The following is a 19,693-nucleotide window of genomic DNA, read 5'->3' as shown; positions in this document are numbered from 1 at the left end:
GGTAGTGTTCCGACAATCTAACACACGGACGCCGTCCGTTCTGTTTTCCACTGGAGAATCCCGATGGCGCTAGAACGCTCCGACGTGGAAAAAATCGCTCATCTGGCCTGTCTTGGCCTTAATGATGCCGATCTTCCGCACATTACTTCCGCCCTCAACAGCATTCTCGGGCTGGTCGACGAAATGCAGGCCGTCAATACCGACGGTATCGAGCCTTTGGCCCACCCGCTGGAAGCCAGTCAGCGCCTGCGCGCCGACGTCGTGACCGAAAGCAATCATCGCGAGGCCTATCAGTCCATCGCACCAGCGGTCGAAAACGGCCTGTATCTGGTTCCGAAAGTCATCGACTAAAGGGAAAGAGCCTGCAATGCATCAAATGACTCTGGCCGAGATCGCCCGCGGTCTCGCCGATAAAAAGTTTTCCTCCGAAGAGCTGACCAAAGTCCTGCTGGCGCGTATCACCCAGCTCGATCCTCAGCTCAACAGTTTCATCAGCCTCACCGAAGAGCTGGCGCTGGAGCAGGCGAAAGCCGCCGATGCCCGCCGTGCCAACGGTGAGAGCGGCGCCCTGCTCGGTGCGCCGATCGCTCACAAAGACCTGTTCTGCACTCAGGGCATTCGCACCAGCTGCGGCTCGAAGATGCTCGACAACTTCAAAGCGCCCTACGACGCCACCGTGGTTGCGAAACTGGCGGCTGCCGGCGCCGTGACCCTGGGCAAGACCAACATGGACGAATTCGCCATGGGTTCGGCCAACGAGTCGAGCTGGTACGGCGCGGTGAAAAACCCGTGGAACCTGGAACACGTGCCGGGCGGTTCGTCCGGTGGTTCGGCGGCGGCAGTTGCCGCTCGTCTGCTGCCAGCGGCGACCGCCACTGACACGGGAGGGTCGATCCGTCAGCCAGCTGCATTCACCAACCTCACCGGCCTGAAACCGACCTACGGTCGTGTTTCGCGCTGGGGCATGATCGCTTACGCTTCCAGCCTCGATCAGGGCGGCCCGTTGGCGCGCACTGCCGAAGACTGCGCGATTTTGTTGCAAGGTATGGCCGGCTTCGATCAGAACGACTCCACCAGCATCGATGAGCCCGTGCCGGATTACTCCGCCAGCCTCAATACGTCGCTGCAAGGCCTGCGCATCGGCGTGCCGAAGGAATACTTCAGCGCCGGTCTCGACCCGCGCATTGCCGAGCTGATCCACAACAGCATCAAAGAGTTGCAGAAGCTCGGTGCCGTGATCAAGGACATCAGCCTGCCGAACATGCAGCACGCGATTCCTGCGTACTACGTGATCGCGCCGGCAGAGGCCTCCTCCAACCTGTCGCGTTTCGACGGCGTGCGTTTCGGACACCGTTGCGAGCACCCGAAAGACCTGATCGACCTGTACAAGCGCTCCCGTGGCGAAGGTTTCGGTACCGAAGTGCAGCGCCGGATCATGGTCGGTGCCTATGCGCTGTCCGCCGGTTACTACGATGCCTACTACCTCAAAGCGCAGAAGATCCGTCGCCTGGTGAAGAACGATTTCATGGCGGCCTTCAACGAGGTCGACATCATCCTCGGCCCGACCACGCCGAACCCGGCCTGGAAACTTGGCGCCAAGAACAGCGACCCGGTCGCGGCTTATCTGGAAGACGTCTACACCATCACCGCCAACCTCGCGGGCTTGCCGGGCCTGTCGATGCCGGCCGGTTTTGTCGACGGTCTGCCAGTGGGCGTGCAGTTGCTCGCGCCGTATTTCCAGGAAGGCCGTTTGCTCAACGTTGCGCACCAGTATCAGTTGAACACCGACTGGCACACTCGCACCCCAACCGGCTTCTGAGGAGACACACATGCAATGGGAAGTCGTGATCGGGCTGGAGATTCACACTCAGCTCACCACCCGGTCGAAAATCTTTTCCGGTAGTTCCACCACGTTTGGCTCCGAGCCGAACACGCAGGCCAGCCTGATCGACCTGGGCATGCCCGGCGTATTGCCGGTGCTGAACCAGGAAGCCGTGCGCATGGCCGTGATGTTTGGTCTGGCGATTGACGCCCAGATCGGTCAACACAACGTGTTCGCCCGTAAAAACTACTTCTACCCTGACCTGCCGAAGGGCTACCAGATCAGCCAGATGGAATTGCCGATCGTCGGCAAGGGCCATCTGGACATCGCGCTGGAAGACGGCACGGTCAAACGTGTCGGCATCACCCGCGCGCACCTGGAAGAAGACGCCGGCAAGAGCCTGCACGAAGAATTCAACGGCGCCACCGGCATCGACCTGAACCGTGCCGGTACGCCGCTGCTGGAAATCGTTTCCGAGCCGGACATGCGCAGCGCCAAGGAAGCCGTGGCTTACGTCAAGGCGATCCACGCGCTGGTGCGTTATCTGGGCATCTGCGACGGCAACATGGCCGAAGGTTCGCTGCGTTGCGACTGCAACGTGTCGATCCGTCCGAAAGGCCAGGTTGAGTTCGGAACACGCTGCGAGATCAAGAACGTCAACTCGTTTCGTTTCATCGAGAAGGCGATCAACTCCGAGATCCAGCGTCAGATCGAGCTGATCGAAGACGGCGGCAAAGTGATCCAGCAGACCCGTCTGTACGATCCGAACAAGGACGAAACCCGTCCGATGCGTTCGAAAGAGGAAGCCAACGACTACCGTTACTTCCCCGATCCGGATCTGTTGCCGGTGGTCATCGAAGAGTCGTTCCTCGGTGAGGTGCGCGCCACCCTGCCGGAACTGCCACCGCAAAAACGCGAGCGCTTCCAGAGCCAGTTCGGTCTGTCGGCCTACGACGCCAACGTGCTGGCCACCAGCCGTGAGCAAGCGGACTACTTCGAGAAAGTTGCAGCCATCGGCGGCGACGCCAAACTGGCGGCGAACTGGGTGATGGTCGAGTTGGGCAGCCTGCTCAACAAACAAGGCCTGGACATCGACGAGTCGCCGGTTTCCGCTGAACTGTTGGGCGGAATGTTGCAGCGCATCAAGGACAACACCATCTCCGGCAAAATCGCCAAGGTAGTGTTCGAAGCGATGGCCAACGGTGAAGGCAGCGCTGACGAGATCATCGAAAAGCGCGGCCTCAAGCAAGTGACCGACAGCGGCGCGATCTCGGCAGTGCTGGACGAAATGCTCGCGGCCAACGCCGAGCAGGTCGAGCAATACCGCGCGGCAGACGAAGCCAAGCGCGGCAAGATGTTCGGCTTCTTCGTCGGCCAGGCCATGAAAGCCTCCAAGGGCAAGGCCAACCCGCAGCAAGTGAACGAACTGCTCAAAAGCAAGCTCGAAGGCTGATGCAAACGGAGCCAGAACGTAGGTCTGGCTCCATCCCCTGTGGGAGCGGGCTTGCTCGCGAAAGCGGTCTGACAGTCAGCAAAGCTGTTGAATGTGACCCCCTCGTCGCACCGCCGCCCCCACATTTGTTTTGTGGAGCCTTTGAATGAAACGTCTGCTCGGCGCCTTCACCCTGCTCTCTTTACTGGCCGGTTGCGCCAGCACCGACATCATCGACCCGCACGGTTACGACCAGACCGGCGTCGCCTCCTATTACGGTGCCAGACACCACGGAAAACGGACCGCCAGTGGCGAGCCGTTCAACCAGAATGCCCTGACCGCCGCCCATCGCCAGCTCCCCTTTGGCACCCGGGTGAAGGTCACCAACCTGAAAAACGATGAATCGGTCGTAGTCCGCATCAACGATCGCGGCCCGCATACCCGTGGGCGGTTGATCGATGTGTCTCGCGAGGCAGCCGAACAACTCGGTATGCTGCGCAGCGGCACCGCACGGGTTCGCGTGCAGGCCCTCGACAACTGATGGAGCACCGACCATTTTCGCACTGACCGACCTACCACTGCTCAGCGTGATCGAACTGCTTGCCGGGCTGTGCCTGCTGATCTTCGGCGCCGAACTGATGGTGCGTGCAGCCGTACGCCTGGCCGCGCGACTGAATGTACGGCCACTGATCATCGGTCTGACCCTTGTTGCCCTGGGCAGTAGCGCACCGCAGATGGCGGTGAGTCTGCAAGCCACGCTGGCACACAACTCCGACATTGCCGTCGGTAGTGTGGTCGGCAGCAGCATCTTCAACATCCTCGTGACCCTCGGTTTGTCGGCGCTGATCATTCCGCTGCGCGTGTCGCGACAATTGGTGCGCCTGGACATTCCGCTGATGATCGGCGCCTGCCTGCTGGTGTTTGTTCTGGCCTGGAATGGGGAAATCGGTCGTTTCGACGGCATCCTGCTACTGGGCGCCCTGGCGCTTTACCTGGGTTTACTGCTGCGCCAGTCACGGCATTCGACACGACCGCACTCGGAACACGGCGAAGCAACACAGGCGTCCTGGATCGGCAGTTCGCTGATGATCATCGTCGGACTGGCGATGCTGGTATTCGCCGGACACCTGCTGTTAGGCGCTGCCATTGAGGTGGCGACCGATCTTGGTTTTTCCGAACGCGTCATTGGCCTGACCGTGGTCGCCGTAGGCACCTCGCTGCCGGAACTCGCCACGTCGCTGATCGCGGCATTGCGCGGGCAACGGGACATCGCGGTAGGCAACGTGATCGGCGCCAACCTGTTCAACCTGCTCGGTGTACTCGGCTTCACCGCGCTGATCGCGCCGACGCCGTTGTCGGTCTCGCCCAATGCGCTGGATTTCGACCTGCCGGTGATGCTCGGCGTCGCCGTGCTGAGCCTGCCAGTGTTCTATTCCGGCTACCGGGTGACCCGCGCCGAAGGTCTGTTGCTGCTCGGTTTGTATCTGGCGTACGGGTTGCATGTGGTGTCGTTCACCACCGGCATGCCACTGGCTGGCAAACTCGAGCGGCTGATGCTGTTTTACGTTTTGCCGACGCTGCTGACGTTTTTGCTGTTCACGTCAGTCATCGCTTGGCGACGCCAACACCACAAGAGGGATGTGCCATGACCGATTCGAAGCAATCCGGGGTTGAAATCCGCCGCCAGGTAATGGGCGATGCATTCGTTGATCGCGCGCTGGGCAACGTCACCGAGTTCACCCAGCCGCTGCAGGACTTCGTCAATGAACATGCCTGGGGTGGCGTGTGGAATCGCGAAGGTTTACCGCTCAAAACCCGCAGTTTGATCACCCTTGCCGCGCTGACGGCGTTGAAGTGCCCGCAAGAGTTGAAAGGTCACGTACGCGGCGCGTTGAACAATGGCTGCACGGTCGAAGAGATTCGCGAGGCGTTGCTGCATTGCGCAGTGTATGCCGGCGTGCCGGCGGCGATTGACGCGTTTCGCGCGGCGCAGGAGGTGATCGACAGTTACCGGAAACCTGAGTGACCGGACTGACGTCTTCGCCAGCAAGCCCGCTCCCACAGGGGCAAGCATTGCAAATGTGGGCGATTGCAGGTTGCCCAACGCCCCTTTGAATCTCAGGTCAGATCCACCCACCCCACTGCAAAATGAAGATCCCGAAATTGGTGGTCACCGCTGCCATCAACGTGGTCAGCACGATGATCGCTGCCGCGAGTTCATGATTGCCCTGTGCCGCCCGGGCCATGACAAAACTGGCCGCCGCCGTCGGGCTGCCAAAATAAAGAAACAGAATCCCCAACTCCGGCCCGCGGAACCCCCACAGCCAGGCACCGACCGTTGCCAGCAGCGGCAGACTGATCATCTTCACCAGACTCGAACTCAGCGCCATGCTGCCGCTCTTGCGCAACGCCGCCAGCGATAGCGTGCCGCCAATACAGATCAACGCCAGCGGTAAGGTGGTCTGCGCCAGATACTGACCCGAGGTTTCCAGCCACCCCGGCAGACTGATCTTGAAATAGGCAAACGGCGCTGCCGCAATCACGCTGATGATCAGCGGATTGCTGAACACGCTTTTACAGATGCTCCACGGATCGGACTTGATCACCGGGCTGTACACCGCCAGCACAATGGTCGAGAGCGTGTTGTAAAACAGGATCACCAACGCGGCGAGAATCGCCCCGAGGGAAATCCCGTAGTCACCATACATACTGGCGGCGAGTGCCAGACCGATGACGCCGTTATTGCCGCGAAATGCGCCTTGGGTATAGATACCGCGATCTTCACGCGGGCATCTGAAAATCGCCCAGCCCCAGGCAATGGCGAAGCAGGCCAGGGTGGCGAGCGAGAAGTAGATCAGCAACGCCGGTTGCAACGCGGCGTGCAGGTCAGCATGCAAAATGCCGAGGAACAGCAACGCCGGCATGGAAACATTGAACACCAGTGCCGACGCGGTATGGATGAAGTTGTCGTTGATCCAGTCGATGCGCTTGAGCAGCACACCGAGAAACAGCATGGCAAATACCGGCGCGGTGATGTTCAGGGTTTCGAGGAAAATAGCCAGCATGCCGCAGAGCCTTGGGTGAGCGTCGTTAGGGGCCTAATGATAAGCCACAAGTTCTCCGGCGTCTGTGAGTCACTCTTCGCGAGCAAGCCCTCTCCCACATTTGAAATGCATTTCCCTGTGGGAGCGGGCTTGCTCGCGAAGAACGATGACGCGGTCTCAGGTAATCGGCGCCGGATTGAACAACGTAATGTCGTTGTGCAGCTTGTGCTTCTCCGCCCACGTCTGCTGCTTGCCACTCGCCACGTCCAGGTAGTAGTGGAACAACTCCCAACCCAACTCCTCGATGGACGCCCGCCCGGTGGCAATCCGCCCGGCATCAATGTCGATCAAGTCAGGCCAGCGCTGCGCCAACTCGGTACGCGTCGAGACCTTCACCACTGGCGCCATCGCCAGCCCATAAGGCGTACCGCGCCCAGTGGTGAACACATGCAGGTTCATCCCTGCCGCCAACTGCAATGTGCCGCAGACAAAATCACTGGCCGGGGTCGCACAGAAAATCAAACCCTTGTGCTTGAAGCGCTCACCCGGGCCAAGCACGCCATTGATCGCGCTGCTGCCGGATTTGACGATCGAGCCCAAGGACTTCTCGACAATGTTCGACAGCCCGCCCTTCTTGTTGCCCGGCGTGGTATTGGCGCTGCGATCCGCTTCACCCTTGGCCAGATACCGGTCGTACCAGTCCATTTCGCGGACCAGTTCCTCGGCGATCGCCTTGGTCTTGGCCCGGGACGTCAGCAGATAAATCGCATCGCGCACTTCGGTGACTTCAGAAAACATCACCGTCGCCCCCGCCCGCAGCAGCAAGTCCGAGGCATACCCCAGCGCCGGGTTGGCAGTGATGCCGGAGAACGCATCGCTGCCGCCGCACTGCATGCCGAGGATCAGTTCGGACGCCGGCACGGTTTCCCGGCGGCGCTGATCGAGCTTCTTCAGACGGACTTCGGCCAACGCCATGATCTGCTCGATCATCTCGGTAAAACCGTGACTGGAATCCTGCAAGCGATACAGCCAGGGATCACTGAGATCAACCGAAGCGTCGTCTTCGTGCATGACCTGCCCGGCCTGCAATTTCTCGCAGCCCAGGCTGATCACCAACGCCTCGCCCCCCAGGTTCGGGTTGCGCGCCAGATTGCGCACCGTGCGAATCGGGATGTACGCGTCGGTGGCGGTGATCGCCACGCCGCAGCCGTAACTGTGGGTCAGTGCGACCACGTCATCGACGTGCGGGTACTTGGGCAGCAGCTCATCCTTGATGCGTTTTACCGCGTGATCAAGCACGCCGGTCACGCACTGCACGGTGGTGGTGATCCCGAGAATATTGCGCGTGCCAACAGTGCCGTCAGCGTTGCGATACCCCTCGAAAGTGAAGCCTTCGAGCGGCGCCTGAGCGTCCGGCACCTCGGTGGAGAGCGGCAAACTGTCCAGCGGCGGCGCGGTCGGCATGCGCAGTTGATCTTCCTTGACCCAACTGCCACGGGGGATCGGCTGCAATGCGTAGCCAATGATCTGGCCGTAGCGAATCACGTGCCCGCCCTCGGGAATGTCTTGCAGCGTGACCTTGTGGCTCTGCGGCACAAAACCCACCGTCACCAGGCCATCCGGAAACTCAGTACCGGCCGGTACCCCTTGGTCATTGACCACAATCACTACATTGTCCCGCTCGTGCAGGCGGATGTAGCGCGGCGAGTCGGAATGTTCAATCAACTGCATGACGCCGCTCCTCAGGAATGCGCTTGAGACAATTTACCCGTGGTTTCAGAACCACCCTGGGTGGGTGGCTCTTTGAGCACCACACGTTTGATCGGGCCAACGATGACCAGATAGCTGAACACCGCCACCAAGGCGTTGGCACCGACGAACACCAGCGCCCATTTGAACGAACCGGTGGAGCTGATGATGTAGCCGATCACGATCGGCGTGGTGATCGAAGCAATGTTGCCGAAGGTGTTGAACAGCCCACCGCTCAGACCGGCGATCTGTTTTGGCGACGTGTCGGATACCACCGCCCAGCCCAGTGCGCCAACGCCCTTACCGAAGAAGGCCAGCGCCATGAAGCCAACGACCATCCATTCAACATCAACATAGTTGCAAGCGACGATGCTGCTGGACACCAGCAGGCCGGCAATGATTGGCGCCTTGCGGGCGAAGGTCAGCGAGTGGCCCTTGCGCAGCAGGTGATCGGAAATCAACCCGCCCAGCACGCCGCCGATAAAACCACAGATGGCGGGCAACGAGGCAATGAAACCGGCCTTGAGAATGGTCATGCCACGCTCTTGCACCAGATACACCGGGAACCAGGTCAGGAAGAAATAGGTGATGCCGTTGATGCAGTACTGGCCCAGGTACACGCCAAGCATCATGCGATTGGTCAGCAGTTGGCGGATGTAGTCCCACTTCGGGCCGTCAGCCTTTTTGCCTTTGTTCTGATCCATATCGACCATGCCGCCGTTGTCGGCGATGAACGTTACTTCCGCTTCGTTGGCCATCGGGTGTTGGCGCGGGCTGTGGATAACCTTCAGCCAGATCAGCGAGAAGACGATGCCGAACACGCCCATGACAATGAACACGTGCTCCCAGCCGTAGGAATAGACAATCCAGCCCATCAGCGGCGCGAACAGCACCGTGGCAAAGTATTGCGCCGAGTTGAAGATCGCCGAAGCAGTGCCGCGTTCAGCGGTCGGGAACCACGCCGCCACAATGCGTGCGTTGCCGGGGAAGGATGGCGCCTCAGCCAGCCCGACCAAAAAGCGCAGCATGAACAGCGCGACGATGGCCGTGGACATGCCGAACTCACCGACAAAGCCTTGCAGCACGGTGAACAGCGACCAGGTGAAAATGCTCAGGGCATAGACTTTTTTCGAGCCGAAGCGATCGAGCAGCCAGCCGCCGGGAATTTGCCCGGCCACGTAGGCCCAACCGAATGCAGAGAAGATGTAACCGAGGGTGACCGCGTCGATACCGAGGTCTTTTTGCAGGCTGGAACCGGCGATAGCGATAGTTGCGCGGTCGGCGTAGTTGATCGTGGTCACCAGAAACAGCATGAGCAGGATCAAATAGCGGACGTGAGTCGGCTTGGACGATTGCATGTAGATGTACTCCCACTGATTATTTTTATGCGCGGGTGAATCTTGTTGGGTCTGTCTTTTGTGGGAGCTGGCCGGCCAGCTCCCATAGATCAGGAACCGATGTAGCTGGTCTTCACGACCGTGTAAAACTCTTGCGCATAGCGGCCTTGCTCACGAGATCCATAGGATGAACCTTTACGCCCGCCGAACGGAACGTGGTAATCCACGCCGGCCGTCGGCAGGTTGACCATCACCATCCCGGCCTGGGAGTGGCGCTTGAAGTGGTTGGCGTACTTGAGCGACGTGGTGGCGATACCCGCCGACAGGCCGAATTCAGTGTCATTGGCCATCGCCAGCGCAGCATCGTAATCAGCCACGCGCACGATGTTGGCCACCGGGCCGAAAATCTCTTCTCGGCTGATACGCATCGACGCTTCACTGTCGGCAAACAGCGTCGGGGCGAGGAAGTAGCCTTCGGTATCGCACGTCACCAAACCACCGCCGCTGACCAGACGAGCACCCTCGGACTGGCCGATGTCGATGTACTTCATGTCCTGTTCAAGCTGCGCTTGCGAGACGACCGGGCCAATATCGGTGCCGGATTTCAGCGCGTGGCCGACCTTGATCGACTTCATGCGCTCGGCCATGGCTTGCACGAACTGGTCGTGAATGCCGGCGGTAACGATCAAGCGGCTCGATGCGGTGCAACGTTGGCCGGTGGAGTAGAACGCGCTCTGCACCGACAACTCGACCGCTTGCTTGAGGTCGGCGTCGTCGAGAATGATCTGCGGGTTCTTGCCGCCCATTTCCAGCTGAACCTTGGCCTGACGCGAGACGCAATTGACCGCAATCTGCCGCCCGACGCCAACCGAACCGGTGAAGCTGATGCCATCGACTTTCGGACTGTTGACCAGGGCTTCGCCCACCACGCGACCGCTGCCCATCACCAGGTTGAACACGCCGGCCGGGAAACCGGCGCGGGAGATGATTTCGGCCAGCGCCCAGGCGCAGCCCGGCACCAGATCCGCCGGTTTCAGCACCACGCAGTTACCGTAGGCCAGGGCCGGGGCGATTTTCCACGCAGGGATCGCAATCGGGAAGTTCCACGGGGTGATCAGACCGACCACACCCAGCGCTTCGCGGGTGACTTCGACGTTGACGCCCGGGCGCACCGACGGCACGTAGTCGCCGGACAGTCGCAGGCATTCACCGGCGAAGAATTTGAAGATATTACCGGCGCGGGTCACTTCGCCGATGGCTTCGGGCAGGGTTTTGCCCTCTTCCCGGGCCAGCAGGGTGCCGAGTTCTTCGCGGCGGGCGAGAATTTCAGTGCCGACTTTATCCAGCGAATCGTGACGGGCCTGAATCCCCGAGGTCGACCACGCCGCAAACGCTGCGCGAGCGGCGTCGATGGCGGCGTGAACCTGAGTCAGGTCAGCCTTGGCGTAATCGCCGATAGTGTCGTTCAGCTCGGACGGGTTGATGTTGGCCGAGTAGTCGGCACCGGCAACCCATTCACCGTTGATGTAGTTGTCGTAGCGTTTTGCATTGGTCACAGCGCAGCCCTCAAAACTTAAAACCTTCACGCAAAAAGCCGCTGATTGCTCAGCGGCCTCGCATTTTTCAGGTGTTATTGCGCACCTTGCTTGTCGATCAGCGCGGCGAGCATTTCATACTCTTCGCCCGTCAGATCGGTCAGCGGCGCCCGCACCGGGCCTGCGTCATAGCCGGCGATTTTGGCGCCGGCCTTGACGATGCTCACGGCATAACCGGCCTTGCGGTTGCGGATGTCCAGGTACGGCAGGAAGAAGTCGTCAATGATCTTGCCGACAGTGGCGTGATCTTCACGGGCGATCGCGTGGTAGAAATCCATCGCGGTTTTCGGGATGAAGTTGAACACTGCCGAGGAGTAAACCGGCACGCCCAGCGCCTTGTAGGCAGCGGCGTAGACTTCGGCAGTCGGCAGACCACCCAGGTAGCTGAAGCGATCACCGAGACGGCGACGAATCGACACCATCAACTCGATATCACCCAGACCGTCCTTGTAACCGATCAGGTTCGGGCAGCGCTCGGCCAGACGTTCCAGCAACGGCGCGGTCAGGCGGCAGACGTTGCGGTTGTAGACGACCACACCGATGTTGACCGATTTGCACACCGCTTCAACGTGGGCGGCAACCCCGTCCTGGCTCGCTTCGGTCAGGTAGTGCGGCAGCAGCAACAGACCTTTGGCGCCCAGACGCTCGGCTTCTTGAGCATATTCGATGGCCTGACGGGTCGAACCGCCAACGCCAGCGAGAATTGGCACGCTGGTCGCGCAGGTGTCGACGGCCGTCTTGATGATTTCCGAATATTCGCTGGCCGCCAGGGAGAAGAACTCACCGGTGCCGCCGGCGGCGAACAATGCCGAGGCGCCATAAGGGGCCAGCCATTCCAGACGCTTGATATAGCCTGCGCGGTTGAAATCACCCTGCGCGTTGAAATCGGTGACCGGGAAAGACAGCAGACCGGCGGAGAGGATGGACTTCAGTTCTTGTGGATTCATTATTCGAACACCCTGGGTAGCAATATTGTTGTGGTTGAATCGTTCAGCCTTCGCCGAAGTTGTAGGTCATCGTACAACTTAAAAAATAACCGTCAACTGCATTTCATCGCAGAGCACGTTTTTTTGTCGGACAAGATCGATCCTTGACGTAGGAATTTTCTCGACTAAAGTGAAATTTACTGTATATCCATACAGCATATTAAAATCAGCCGACGACATATCAAGGAGATAGAAATGTCCGGTCTACAAACCAAATCCCAGGAAAAACCCAAACCGGTCATTGCCCGTTTTGATGATCTGTTTACTCAATCCGGCATCGACTTCAGCACCGAAGATCCACATCTGGTGCTGCACATCGCCGATGCCCACAGCGATGTAGAGCCTGCCACCGCCCTCCCCGATCAAGCCTTGAAGGGCAAGCTGCAAGCACGGTTTGAGGGCGCTGAACACACGGCCATCGGCGACAACACACTGCTGCGCTTCGCCGAAGATGCCCAACCGATCTTCGCGCAAAACGTGCCATTGCATCTGCCCAATGGCTTGGCGCTCACCTACGGCCAAGTGCTGGCGCTGGGCGGCGACTTCTACGGCATCGTCGATCAGCCGATCAACGAAGGCGCAACACCGGTCGACCGCCTGCAACGCTTCAACGCGGCGTTCAATTCTCTCGCGGTCACTGCCGCTTCAAGGGGCGAAGCAACACAGATTCTCGCGGTCATGCAAAAAGAGATCGACGCGGTTAAACAGGCAATAAAGGACGGCAAACAACCCCACGAGGCCTATGACGCGCTAGGAGATACGTTGTCCGAGGAGTGGAACAAAATCACCGGTGGCGGCAGTTTTATCTCGGCGCTGTTTCCACTGGGGCGCTATTTGAAACTGGCGGCGAACAATGCTGATCATTTCGGTGAATGGGCAAAACTGGCCTACATCGCCGGCCACACTGCGGCCTTGCAAACCGCCATGGTCGCCCACGCCAATCACGATGAGCAGCAACTGCAACGGGCTTACGCGATGAACGCGTTTGCCGACCACTTCCTCACCGACCTGTTTTCCTCCGGCCACCTGCGTGTGCCACGCAAGGCGTTGGCTGCTGCGGTCACGCCGAGCGATCTGGGTTCATTGATTACGCGTTTCATGCACGACGAGGACAGCAAGTTCGGCCTCAGCGTGCGCAACGCTTATGGCGATCAATGGCGTGCGTTCGGCGACAAGCGCTACTTCGAAGCCACCGACGCCGACAACCGCCAGCAGGTCAATCAAGCGGTGCAAGCCTCGGAGGACGAAGTGTTTGCGGCGTATCTCAGCGGAAAAATGCCCGTACCGTCCGCGTTTTCTGCACTGCAACGGCTGCCGGATCTGACGGCTGTGTTGAACCCGGCAAACAATTTCCCGGCGCTGTTTCGCACACAGGGCAGCAAGGTGCTGCGGCGCAGGGATGTAAACAACCTCAACGACACCGCGACCGTCGACGACTGGTGGGGTTGGAGCACGTACCTGCTGCTCAAGGATTACCACCCCAGCGGCAACACCAATCAAGGAGATTGACCATGACGATCAAACTGAAACTGGAACTGGCCTCGGGCCAATCACTGAAGGGCGCGCCTCTGGAGTTATTGGCCAAAGGCCTGCCAATTGCCCGGGCGACGGTGGATGCCCAAGGTTACGCAACCTTTGATGCCAACCCCGCTGCCGGCCTGCTCGCCGTAAGGGTCGACCGTTCAATTCTGCCGCGCCACTGACAACATCCGCCCCCCTGTAGGGACTGCCGCAGGGGGGCTTTGAAATGACTGGAAATGAACGGTTTAAAACACCTTCTGGGAGAGTCTTTTACCGTGCAGAACCGCCGTGAATGGATCACGGCGCACTACGCACGGAGAGCCCCCCTCATGACTTTTGTCTCACCCACACTTGTGCAATTTCTGCCTCACTCACCAGAGACGGCAACCGTGAACCTGTCGGAACTGAGCGATCACCTGATCGTTGAGGTCCCGGACTCCAGCGACTTTGCGGCCAACTGGAGCGTCTACGCCATTCTCGGCGAAGACCCCGAAGAGCCTGAATGGGCGGGCGAAGAAGTCGACACCGGCACCTGGGATGACGCCGAGGACGAGATGGAAAAACTGACGGGCATCGAATTGCAGATTCCAAAGGAAGTGCTGCAGACGTATGTGAATTGCGAAATCGAACTGCGCTACAAGTTTCAGGATGAATCAAGCATGGAACCGTTTTCGGCCCCGTTGATGCTGCGTATTGAAGCCTGATGTCCGGGCGTGCCTGTTGATCGGGCGCGCAGTTCAAAAGACATAGACCGTTCGTCGGGACTGGTATTTCTTACAGGTGCCAGCCATATCGGATCTCGGCCTTAATGGCTGAGGAGTTAACGAACCGGCTCCGACAGCGCCAAGCCGTAACTTGCGCTCATTCAACGGTTTGAAGGGACAGTGAAAAGGAATTTGATCATGACTGCACAAGTAAAAGTGTTGGCTGCTCCAGAGCTCCAGGAAGCCGTGAACGGGGTACTACACGTTGGCAAATTGCAGGAAAAAGCCCACGGTGTGGTAAACGCTTACGCAAACCAGGCTGCCGGCGACGTAGTTGCGCTACACGTAAAAACGTCTACCGGTAACAGCTTTGAAACCGAAATCACAGTGACTGACTTGCAGGCCGGAAAGCCCCTAGTGCTCGCTGTTCCCAAAGATGTTTTTGAGAAAAAACTCGTTCCAAAAGCCACTGCCGATCTGCACTACACCGTGGCAAGAGCAGGGCAGAATCTCGGGAGCTCCGACATGCTGCGTGTGAAGCTCGAACGCTAAACAGCAATCACCCCTGCGCCTGCGCCTCTTCATGGGCCTGGCGCAGTCTTTCACGGCTGTTGGTCAGGTGCAGACGCATGGCCGCACGGGCCGCATCGGAATCCTGGCGGGCAATCGCGTCGTAGATTTCTTCGTGCTCGCGGCTCAGGCGATTCATGTAGTGCTGTTGGTCATCATGGGCCAGACGCGCCGAATTCAGCCGCGTGCGCGGGATGATGCTGGTGCCCAGGTGGGTCATGATGTCGGTGAAGTAGCGGTTGCCGGTGGACAGGGCTATTTCGAGGTGGAAGGCAAAGTCCGACGCGACGGCATCACTGGCATGGGACACGCTATCGTTCAGCGCATCGAGGGCAGCGCGCATGGTCGCCAGTTGCTCGGGGCTGCGGCGTTGTGCAGCGAGGCCGGCGGACTCCACTTCAAGGCTGATGCGTAATTCAAGAATCGCCAGCACATCACGCAGGGTGACGACCGTGGCCGGGTCGATACGGAAGCCGCTGGGGCTAGGCGTATCGAGTACAAAAGTGCCGATGCCATGACGGGTTTCCACTTGCCCGGCCGCTTGCAGTCGGGAAATCGCCTCACGCACCACGGTGCGGCTGACGCCATGGGCTTGCATGATCGCCGACTCGGTGGGCAACTTGTCGCCGCGCTTGAGCAGGCCATCACGGATCTGCTCACTCAGCACCGTCACTAATTCCTGTGCGAGGCTGCGGCGCTTGCGCGGAAGGCGCGGGGTGTCGATCAGGTTTTCCATGGTTTGTATCGGGTCTCGAAAATTCGGCTTGGTTGGCATCATAGCTCAAGCGGGTTGTACGATCACTTTCCGTTAACACCACAAATTCTGTGGGAGTTGGCTTGCCAGTTCCCACAGGATTTGTGTCGTGATCATGCCGTTACGGTTTGCTCAACCAAATGGCCGCTGTCGATTCGCACATGCCGTGGGTGGAAGCGCTTCAGACTGCTGCGATGGCCGACGCTGACGATGCTTACCCCCGGCAACTGATCGATCAGTGCCTGATACAGCGTCGCTTCGTCTTCTTCATCCATTGCCGACGTGGCTTCGTCCATGTACAGCCATTGCGGTGCATAGAGCAGCGCGCGGGCGAAGGCCAAGCGCTGTTGCTCGCCCGGCGACAACAGGCGCTGCCAGTGATTGGCTTCATCGACACGGGCTACCAGATGCGGCAACCGACAGGTTTCCAGCACCTGTGCATAACGCTGCGGCGCATAGGTATCGCCCGGCTGTGGATAACTCAGCGCTTCGCGCAGGGTGCCGATGGGCAGATAGGGTTTCTGCGGCAGGAACAGATAACGCGCCGCTGGCAGACGAATATTGCCGTGCCCCGCCGGCCACAAATGCCCCATCGCGCGCAGCAGCGTGGACTTGCCACTGCCGGAACGGCCACTGAGCATGACGCGCTCGCCCGGCTCAACGGTCATGTCGGCACGGGTCAACAGATGACGACCGTCGGCCAGATCCAGCCCCAGGTCATGCACCTTCAGCTCACTGCCTTGATTTTGCACATCAATGGCCGGCGGGCGGTCTTCGTTGTCGGTCATTGCCTGCCGGAAACTCAGCAAACGATCACAGGTGGCGCGCCAGGAAGCAAGGCTCTGGTACGCGTTGATAAACCAGCTGAAGCTCTCTTGAACGTTGCCGAAGGCCGAGCTGATCTGCATCAACTCGCCCAGTTCGATCTTGCCGGCGAGGTAACGCGGCGAAGCAACGATGAAGGGGAAGATAATCGCAGCCTGGCTATAACCGGCGGTGAAAAACGTCAGGCGTTTGGACACTTTCATGATGTCCCAGAAGTTATGCCAGACCATGCCGAAACGGTTGCTCAAGTGACGGTTCTCATTCGGTTCGCCGTTGTACAACGCGATACTCTCGGCATTCTCGCGAATCCGCACCATGGAAAAACGCAGGTCAGCTTCAAAGCGTTGTTGCTGGTTGTTCAGACCGATCAAGCGACGACCGATCAAATGCGTCAGCCAGCTACCCACCACGGCGTAAACCAGCACGCACCAGAACATGTAGCCGGGAATGGTGATGCCATAGAGTTCGATGCTGCCCGATACGCCCCACAAAATGATCGAGAACGACACCAGACTGACGATATTGCGCAACAGCCCGATACCCAGTTCAAGGGTGTTGGACGTGAAACTGTTGAGGTCTTCGGAAATCCGCTGGTCCGGGTTATCGGTGTAACCGCCCTGCTCCAGTTGGTAATAATTCTTGTCGGCGAGCCAGCGTGAGAAATGCTTTTCGGTCAGCCACGCCCGCCAGCGAATCGTCAGCATCTGCGTCAGATATTGTCTGTACACGGCACCGACAATCGCCACGGCCGCGATCACACAGAAGTACAGAATCAGATGCCAGAACGCCGCTTCGTCCTTCTTTTGCAAAGCGTTGTAGAAATCCTTGTACCAGGTGTTGAACCACACCGAGATTCCCACGCTGAGCAGCGAGAGCGCTATCACCGCAATCAGCAGCGTCCAGGCCTTTACCTTCTCTTCACTGCGCCAGTAAGGCGTGATCATCGCCCACACTTTGCGAAAAAACTGGCCGCGCACAGCATCGTTGACCGCGGAATGTTCAGCGTTCGGATTCATGGATAAGGCTCGATATGGAAGAGAACACACACGCACCGATCATAAAGGATCGGTGCGTTTTATCGCGAGGGTTGGCGATAGTCGTTCAGCGCAGGTTCAGCGACGAACCGGGCGCTTCTGCAGTTTGCGCTGCAGGGTGCGGCGGTGCATGCCCAGGGCGCGAGCCGTGGCGGAGATGTTGCCTTCGTGCTCGGTGAGTACGCGCTGGATGTGCTCCCACTGCAGGCGATCAACCGACATCGGGTTTTCCGGCACCAGACTGTCGAGGTCGGCGTGCTCGGAGAGCAGCGCGGCGAGCACGTCGTCGGCGTCGGCCGGCTTGCACAGGTAGTTGCAGGCGCCGCGCTTGATCGCTTCGACCGCCGTGGCAATGCTCGAATAACCGGTGAGGATCACCACGCGCATTTCCGGGTCCAGCTCCAGCAACTTCGGCAGCAATACCAGCCCGGAGTCGCCGTCCATTTTCAGGTCGAGCGCAGCGTAGTCCGGCAGATCGGCCTGAGCGATGGTCAGGCCTTCCTCGGCGGAACCGGCAGTGCTGACGCGAAAGCCGCGGCGGGCCATGGCGCGCGCCATGACTCGGGTGAAAGTCGCGTCGTCGTCGACCAGCAGCAAATGCGGCAGTTCTTCGCCTTCGACTTGGATTTCGTCACTCATGTTGCTCTCCTCGGGCACCGTGAGGCAGGCGCAGCTCGGTGAGCGTGCCGCCTTCCTCATGACTATAGAGTTTCACTGAGCCGCCGGCGCGTGTCACGCTGGCCTTGCTCAAAAACAGGCCCAGGCCGAAACCTTTGCCCTTGGTGGTAAAAAACGGTTTGCCGATCTGCTCGGCGATGGCCAGCGGCACACCGGCGCCGTGGTCACGAATGCTGATGGTCAAGGTGTCCGCGTCCCAATCCAGCGTCACCTGAAGGTTCTCCGGGCAGGCGTCGGCGGCATTGTTGAGCAGATTCAACAGTGCCTGGGTCAGATCCGGCGGCGGCGCCATGCGCGGCACCGCACCCTGGCCGAGACGCTGGAAGCGATAACTGGCCTCCGGACGCATCAAGTGCCAGCGATTCAGCGCTTCGTCGAGCCAGACCGTGACGTCCTGCATCTCGACGGCCAGACGCCGATTGGCCTCCGCGGCGCGCACCAACTGCTGCAGGGTTTCCTTGCAGAGCTTGACCTGATCCTGCAGCACCTTCAGATCGTCTTGCAGCATCGGGTCGGGATGATCCTGCTGCATCTCTTTGAGCAATACGCTCATGGTCGCCAGCGGCGTACCCAATTCGTGAGCAGCGCCGGCGGCCTGGGTGGCAACGGCGAGCAATTGCTGATCGCGCAGACCTTCCTCGCGCCGAATCGCACGCAGCTCCTCCTGACGACGCAGCTCCTCGGCCATGCGCGCAGCAAAGAACGTGATCACCGCCGCCGCGAGCGCGAAGCTCAGCCACATGCCATAGACCTGCAGGTTCTCCCGGGCGATCGGCAAGGTTTCCAGCGGGTAGAACCGCGTCAGCATCAGGGTGTACAGCGCCAGTGCGATACCGGACAGAACCACCGAATAGCGCCAGGGCAGCGTCACCGCAGCAATGGTCAGCGGCACCAGATAATAGGAAACGAACGGGTTGGTCGAACCACCGGAGAAATACAGCAGCGCGCTGTGGATCACCAGATCACAGGCCAATTGCAGAGCGTATTCAAGCTCAGTCACCGGCCACGAAGTGCGCAAACGCACGGCGGTAAACACGCACAGCAGCGTTGAACAGCCCAACGTCATCGCCAGTTGCACCCACGGCAACGGCAACAGTTGCAGCCAATAGGCCAAGCCTACGGACCCGGCCTGCGCGGCGAGCACCAGCGTGCGGATGAAAGTCAGCCGCCAGAGGTTCTGGCGAGTGGCGGAAGTCAGTTGTACGGGGGCGAGCATGAGCTCTCCTGATGAGCGCTCCAGGCGAATCGCACGGAGTATAACCAAGCCGCGCCCCCGAGAGGCGAAAGTGCGGCAAACGACCACATGGCGAAAAGATTTTCGGCGGCTATAAGAACGCCTGCTCGCGAATGGTTGCGCGGCAGCCCCGAGCATCTGTATAGAAGTTGTAACTGGGCGAACCGGATCATAAAAGCTAGAGTCTGATGGTTTCACGCAGGCCCCCACCCAACACCTGCGCCCCCATCAAGGAGCCTTCATGCACACATTTCGCCGCAGCGCCGCCCTTCTCGCCCTGACCGTCGGCAGCATCGCCAGCCTCCCGGCCCTGGCCGCCGATGAGCTGCACTACAACCAGATTTCCCTGCGCGCCGAAGTCAGCCAGGAAGTGGCCCGCGACCTGATGATCGTGACCCTCTACACGGT

At 59.7% G+C, this 19,693-nt stretch carries 19 protein-coding genes; 10 read left to right on the top strand and 9 right to left on the bottom strand.

The genetic code is table 11. The features are described from left to right. The first annotated feature begins 63 nt into the window (after positions 1-63). The 6 genes from gatC to ACIOWA_RS24295 all read left to right on the top strand — a co-directional run bounded on the left by gatC (position 64) and on the right by ACIOWA_RS24295 (position 5,280). The gene (gene gatC / locus ACIOWA_RS24320) at positions 64-351 is read left to right on the top strand and encodes an Asp-tRNA(Asn)/Glu-tRNA(Gln) amidotransferase subunit GatC (RefSeq protein ID WP_007915356.1); all 288 of its coding nucleotides are present in this window, start codon (positions 64-66) and stop codon (positions 349-351) included. Positions 352-367: 16 nt separating this feature from the next. Continuing rightward, the gene (gene gatA, locus ACIOWA_RS24315) at positions 368-1,819 is read left to right on the top strand and encodes an Asp-tRNA(Asn)/Glu-tRNA(Gln) amidotransferase subunit GatA (RefSeq protein ID WP_339431741.1); all 1,452 of its coding nucleotides are present in this window, start codon (positions 368-370) and stop codon (positions 1,817-1,819) included. A 10-nt stretch (positions 1,820-1,829) separates the two neighbouring features. Then, positions 1,830-3,275, top strand: coding sequence for an Asp-tRNA(Asn)/Glu-tRNA(Gln) amidotransferase subunit GatB (gene gatB / locus ACIOWA_RS24310; protein ID WP_339431740.1), 1,446 nt, complete (start codon positions 1,830-1,832; stop codon positions 3,273-3,275). A gap of 145 nt (positions 3,276-3,420) precedes the next feature. Beyond that, positions 3,421-3,795: a septal ring lytic transglycosylase RlpA family protein gene (locus ACIOWA_RS24305; RefSeq protein ID WP_401162334.1), complete on the top strand. Its 375-nt coding sequence runs from the start codon at positions 3,421-3,423 to the stop codon at positions 3,793-3,795. 46 nt (positions 3,796-3,841) lie between these two features. Then, positions 3,842-4,903: a calcium/sodium antiporter gene (locus ACIOWA_RS24300; protein WP_339431738.1), complete on the top strand. Its 1,062-nt coding sequence runs from the start codon at positions 3,842-3,844 to the stop codon at positions 4,901-4,903. After that, the gene (locus tag ACIOWA_RS24295; protein WP_339466237.1) at positions 4,900-5,280 is read left to right on the top strand and encodes a carboxymuconolactone decarboxylase family protein; all 381 of its coding nucleotides are present in this window, start codon (positions 4,900-4,902) and stop codon (positions 5,278-5,280) included. The genes ACIOWA_RS24300 and ACIOWA_RS24295 overlap by 4 nt, the downstream gene beginning before the upstream one ends. A gap of 97 nt (positions 5,281-5,377) precedes the next feature. Here ACIOWA_RS24295 and ACIOWA_RS24290 read toward each other — a convergent pair whose 3' ends face one another. The 5 genes from ACIOWA_RS24290 to kdgD form a co-directional block, all read right to left on the bottom strand. Then, positions 5,378-6,319 (bottom strand): AEC family transporter, encoded by a 942-nt coding sequence (locus tag ACIOWA_RS24290; protein WP_339507701.1) that lies wholly within the window; start codon positions 6,317-6,319, stop codon positions 5,378-5,380. A 156-nt stretch (positions 6,320-6,475) separates the two neighbouring features. Next, the gene (gene garD / locus ACIOWA_RS24285; RefSeq protein WP_401162332.1) at positions 6,476-8,029 is read right to left on the bottom strand and encodes a galactarate dehydratase; all 1,554 of its coding nucleotides are present in this window, start codon (positions 8,027-8,029) and stop codon (positions 6,476-6,478) included. 11 nt (positions 8,030-8,040) lie between these two features. Continuing rightward, on the bottom strand, positions 8,041-9,405 hold the full coding sequence (locus ACIOWA_RS24280; protein ID WP_339431735.1) for an MFS transporter: 1,365 nt from the start codon (positions 9,403-9,405) through the stop codon (positions 8,041-8,043). Positions 9,406-9,494: 89 nt separating this feature from the next. Next, positions 9,495-10,940, bottom strand: a complete 1,446-nt coding sequence (locus tag ACIOWA_RS24275) for an aldehyde dehydrogenase family protein (protein ID WP_339466244.1) — start codon at positions 10,938-10,940, stop codon at positions 9,495-9,497. Positions 10,941-11,014: 74 nt separating this feature from the next. After that, on the bottom strand, positions 11,015-11,926 hold the full coding sequence (kdgD, locus tag ACIOWA_RS24270; protein ID WP_007981458.1) for a 5-dehydro-4-deoxyglucarate dehydratase: 912 nt from the start codon (positions 11,924-11,926) through the stop codon (positions 11,015-11,017). A 234-nt stretch (positions 11,927-12,160) separates the two neighbouring features. On the opposite strand from kdgD, the gene ACIOWA_RS24265 reads away from it, so the two are divergent. The 4 genes from ACIOWA_RS24265 to ACIOWA_RS24250 all read left to right on the top strand — a co-directional run bounded on the left by ACIOWA_RS24265 (position 12,161) and on the right by ACIOWA_RS24250 (position 14,742). After that, positions 12,161-13,474 carry a phospholipase gene (locus tag ACIOWA_RS24265; RefSeq protein ID WP_401162329.1) on the top strand — a complete coding sequence of 438 codons (1,314 nt, stop codon included), beginning with the start codon at positions 12,161-12,163 and terminating at the stop codon, positions 13,472-13,474. Positions 13,475-13,476: 2 nt separating this feature from the next. Further along, positions 13,477-13,668 carry a hypothetical protein gene (locus tag ACIOWA_RS24260; protein WP_339466247.1) on the top strand — a complete coding sequence of 64 codons (192 nt, stop codon included), beginning with the start codon at positions 13,477-13,479 and terminating at the stop codon, positions 13,666-13,668. Positions 13,669-13,875: 207 nt separating this feature from the next. After that, positions 13,876-14,190, top strand: a complete 315-nt coding sequence (locus tag ACIOWA_RS24255; RefSeq protein WP_339431731.1) for a hypothetical protein — start codon at positions 13,876-13,878, stop codon at positions 14,188-14,190. Between the two features lie 198 nt (positions 14,191-14,388). Further along, the gene (locus ACIOWA_RS24250; protein ID WP_401162327.1) at positions 14,389-14,742 is read left to right on the top strand and encodes a hypothetical protein; all 354 of its coding nucleotides are present in this window, start codon (positions 14,389-14,391) and stop codon (positions 14,740-14,742) included. A 7-nt stretch (positions 14,743-14,749) separates the two neighbouring features. On the opposite strand, the gene ACIOWA_RS24245 is transcribed toward ACIOWA_RS24250, so the two are convergent. The 4 genes from ACIOWA_RS24245 to ACIOWA_RS24230 all read right to left on the bottom strand — a co-directional run bounded on the left by ACIOWA_RS24245 (position 14,750) and on the right by ACIOWA_RS24230 (position 19,267). Continuing rightward, entirely contained in the window at positions 14,750-15,496 is a 747-nt protein-coding gene (locus ACIOWA_RS24245) for a FadR/GntR family transcriptional regulator (RefSeq protein WP_339466248.1), read from the bottom strand. 131 nt (positions 15,497-15,627) lie between these two features. After that, positions 15,628-17,355 (bottom strand): ABC transporter ATP-binding protein/permease, encoded by a 1,728-nt coding sequence (locus tag ACIOWA_RS24240; protein WP_339431728.1) that lies wholly within the window; start codon positions 17,353-17,355, stop codon positions 15,628-15,630. A gap of 96 nt (positions 17,356-17,451) precedes the next feature. Continuing rightward, complete coding sequence (locus ACIOWA_RS24235; protein ID WP_003221630.1) at positions 17,452-18,012, bottom strand: response regulator transcription factor; 561 nt, start codon at positions 18,010-18,012, stop codon at positions 17,452-17,454. Further along, a complete protein-coding gene (locus ACIOWA_RS24230) occupies positions 18,005-19,267 on the bottom strand; it encodes an ATP-binding protein (protein WP_339431727.1) in 1,263 nt (420 codons plus the stop codon). The genes ACIOWA_RS24235 and ACIOWA_RS24230 overlap by 8 nt, the downstream gene beginning before the upstream one ends. Positions 19,268-19,693 lie beyond the last annotated feature (426 nt).

This window comes from Pseudomonas sp. NPDC087614, assembly GCF_044743485.1.
Lineage (GTDB): Bacteria > Pseudomonadota > Gammaproteobacteria > Pseudomonadales > Pseudomonadaceae > Aquipseudomonas > Aquipseudomonas baetica_A.
Note: the sequence above shows the minus strand (reverse complement) of the source record. Positions and strands in the feature narration are given on the sequence as shown.

Coding starts and splice junctions, on each gene's coding strand:
- gatC (WP_007915356.1), top strand. CDS start 64: ATGGCGCTAGAACGCTCCGACGTGGAAAAAATCGCTCATCTGGCCTGT.
- gatA (WP_339431741.1), top strand. CDS start 368: ATGCATCAAATGACTCTGGCCGAGATCGCCCGCGGTCTCGCCGATAAA.
- gatB (WP_339431740.1), top strand. CDS start 1,830: ATGCAATGGGAAGTCGTGATCGGGCTGGAGATTCACACTCAGCTCACC.
- ACIOWA_RS24305 (WP_401162334.1), top strand. CDS start 3,421: ATGAAACGTCTGCTCGGCGCCTTCACCCTGCTCTCTTTACTGGCCGGT.
- ACIOWA_RS24295 (WP_339466237.1), top strand. CDS start 4,900: ATGACCGATTCGAAGCAATCCGGGGTTGAAATCCGCCGCCAGGTAATG.
- ACIOWA_RS24290 (WP_339507701.1), bottom strand. CDS start 6,319: ATGCTGGCTATTTTCCTCGAAACCCTGAACATCACCGCGCCGGTATTT.
- garD (WP_401162332.1), bottom strand. CDS start 8,029: ATGCAGTTGATTGAACATTCCGACTCGCCGCGCTACATCCGCCTGCAC.
- ACIOWA_RS24280 (WP_339431735.1), bottom strand. CDS start 9,405: ATGCAATCGTCCAAGCCGACTCACGTCCGCTATTTGATCCTGCTCATG.
- kdgD (WP_007981458.1), bottom strand. CDS start 11,926: ATGAATCCACAAGAACTGAAGTCCATCCTCTCCGCCGGTCTGCTGTCT.
- ACIOWA_RS24265 (WP_401162329.1), top strand. CDS start 12,161: ATGTCCGGTCTACAAACCAAATCCCAGGAAAAACCCAAACCGGTCATT.
- ACIOWA_RS24260 (WP_339466247.1), top strand. CDS start 13,477: ATGACGATCAAACTGAAACTGGAACTGGCCTCGGGCCAATCACTGAAG.
- ACIOWA_RS24250 (WP_401162327.1), top strand. CDS start 14,389: ATGACTGCACAAGTAAAAGTGTTGGCTGCTCCAGAGCTCCAGGAAGCC.
- ACIOWA_RS24245 (WP_339466248.1), bottom strand. CDS start 15,496: ATGGAAAACCTGATCGACACCCCGCGCCTTCCGCGCAAGCGCCGCAGC.
- ACIOWA_RS24240 (WP_339431728.1), bottom strand. CDS start 17,355: ATGAATCCGAACGCTGAACATTCCGCGGTCAACGATGCTGTGCGCGGC.
- ACIOWA_RS24235 (WP_003221630.1), bottom strand. CDS start 18,012: ATGAGTGACGAAATCCAAGTCGAAGGCGAAGAACTGCCGCATTTGCTG.
- ACIOWA_RS24230 (WP_339431727.1), bottom strand. CDS start 19,267: ATGCTCGCCCCCGTACAACTGACTTCCGCCACTCGCCAGAACCTCTGG.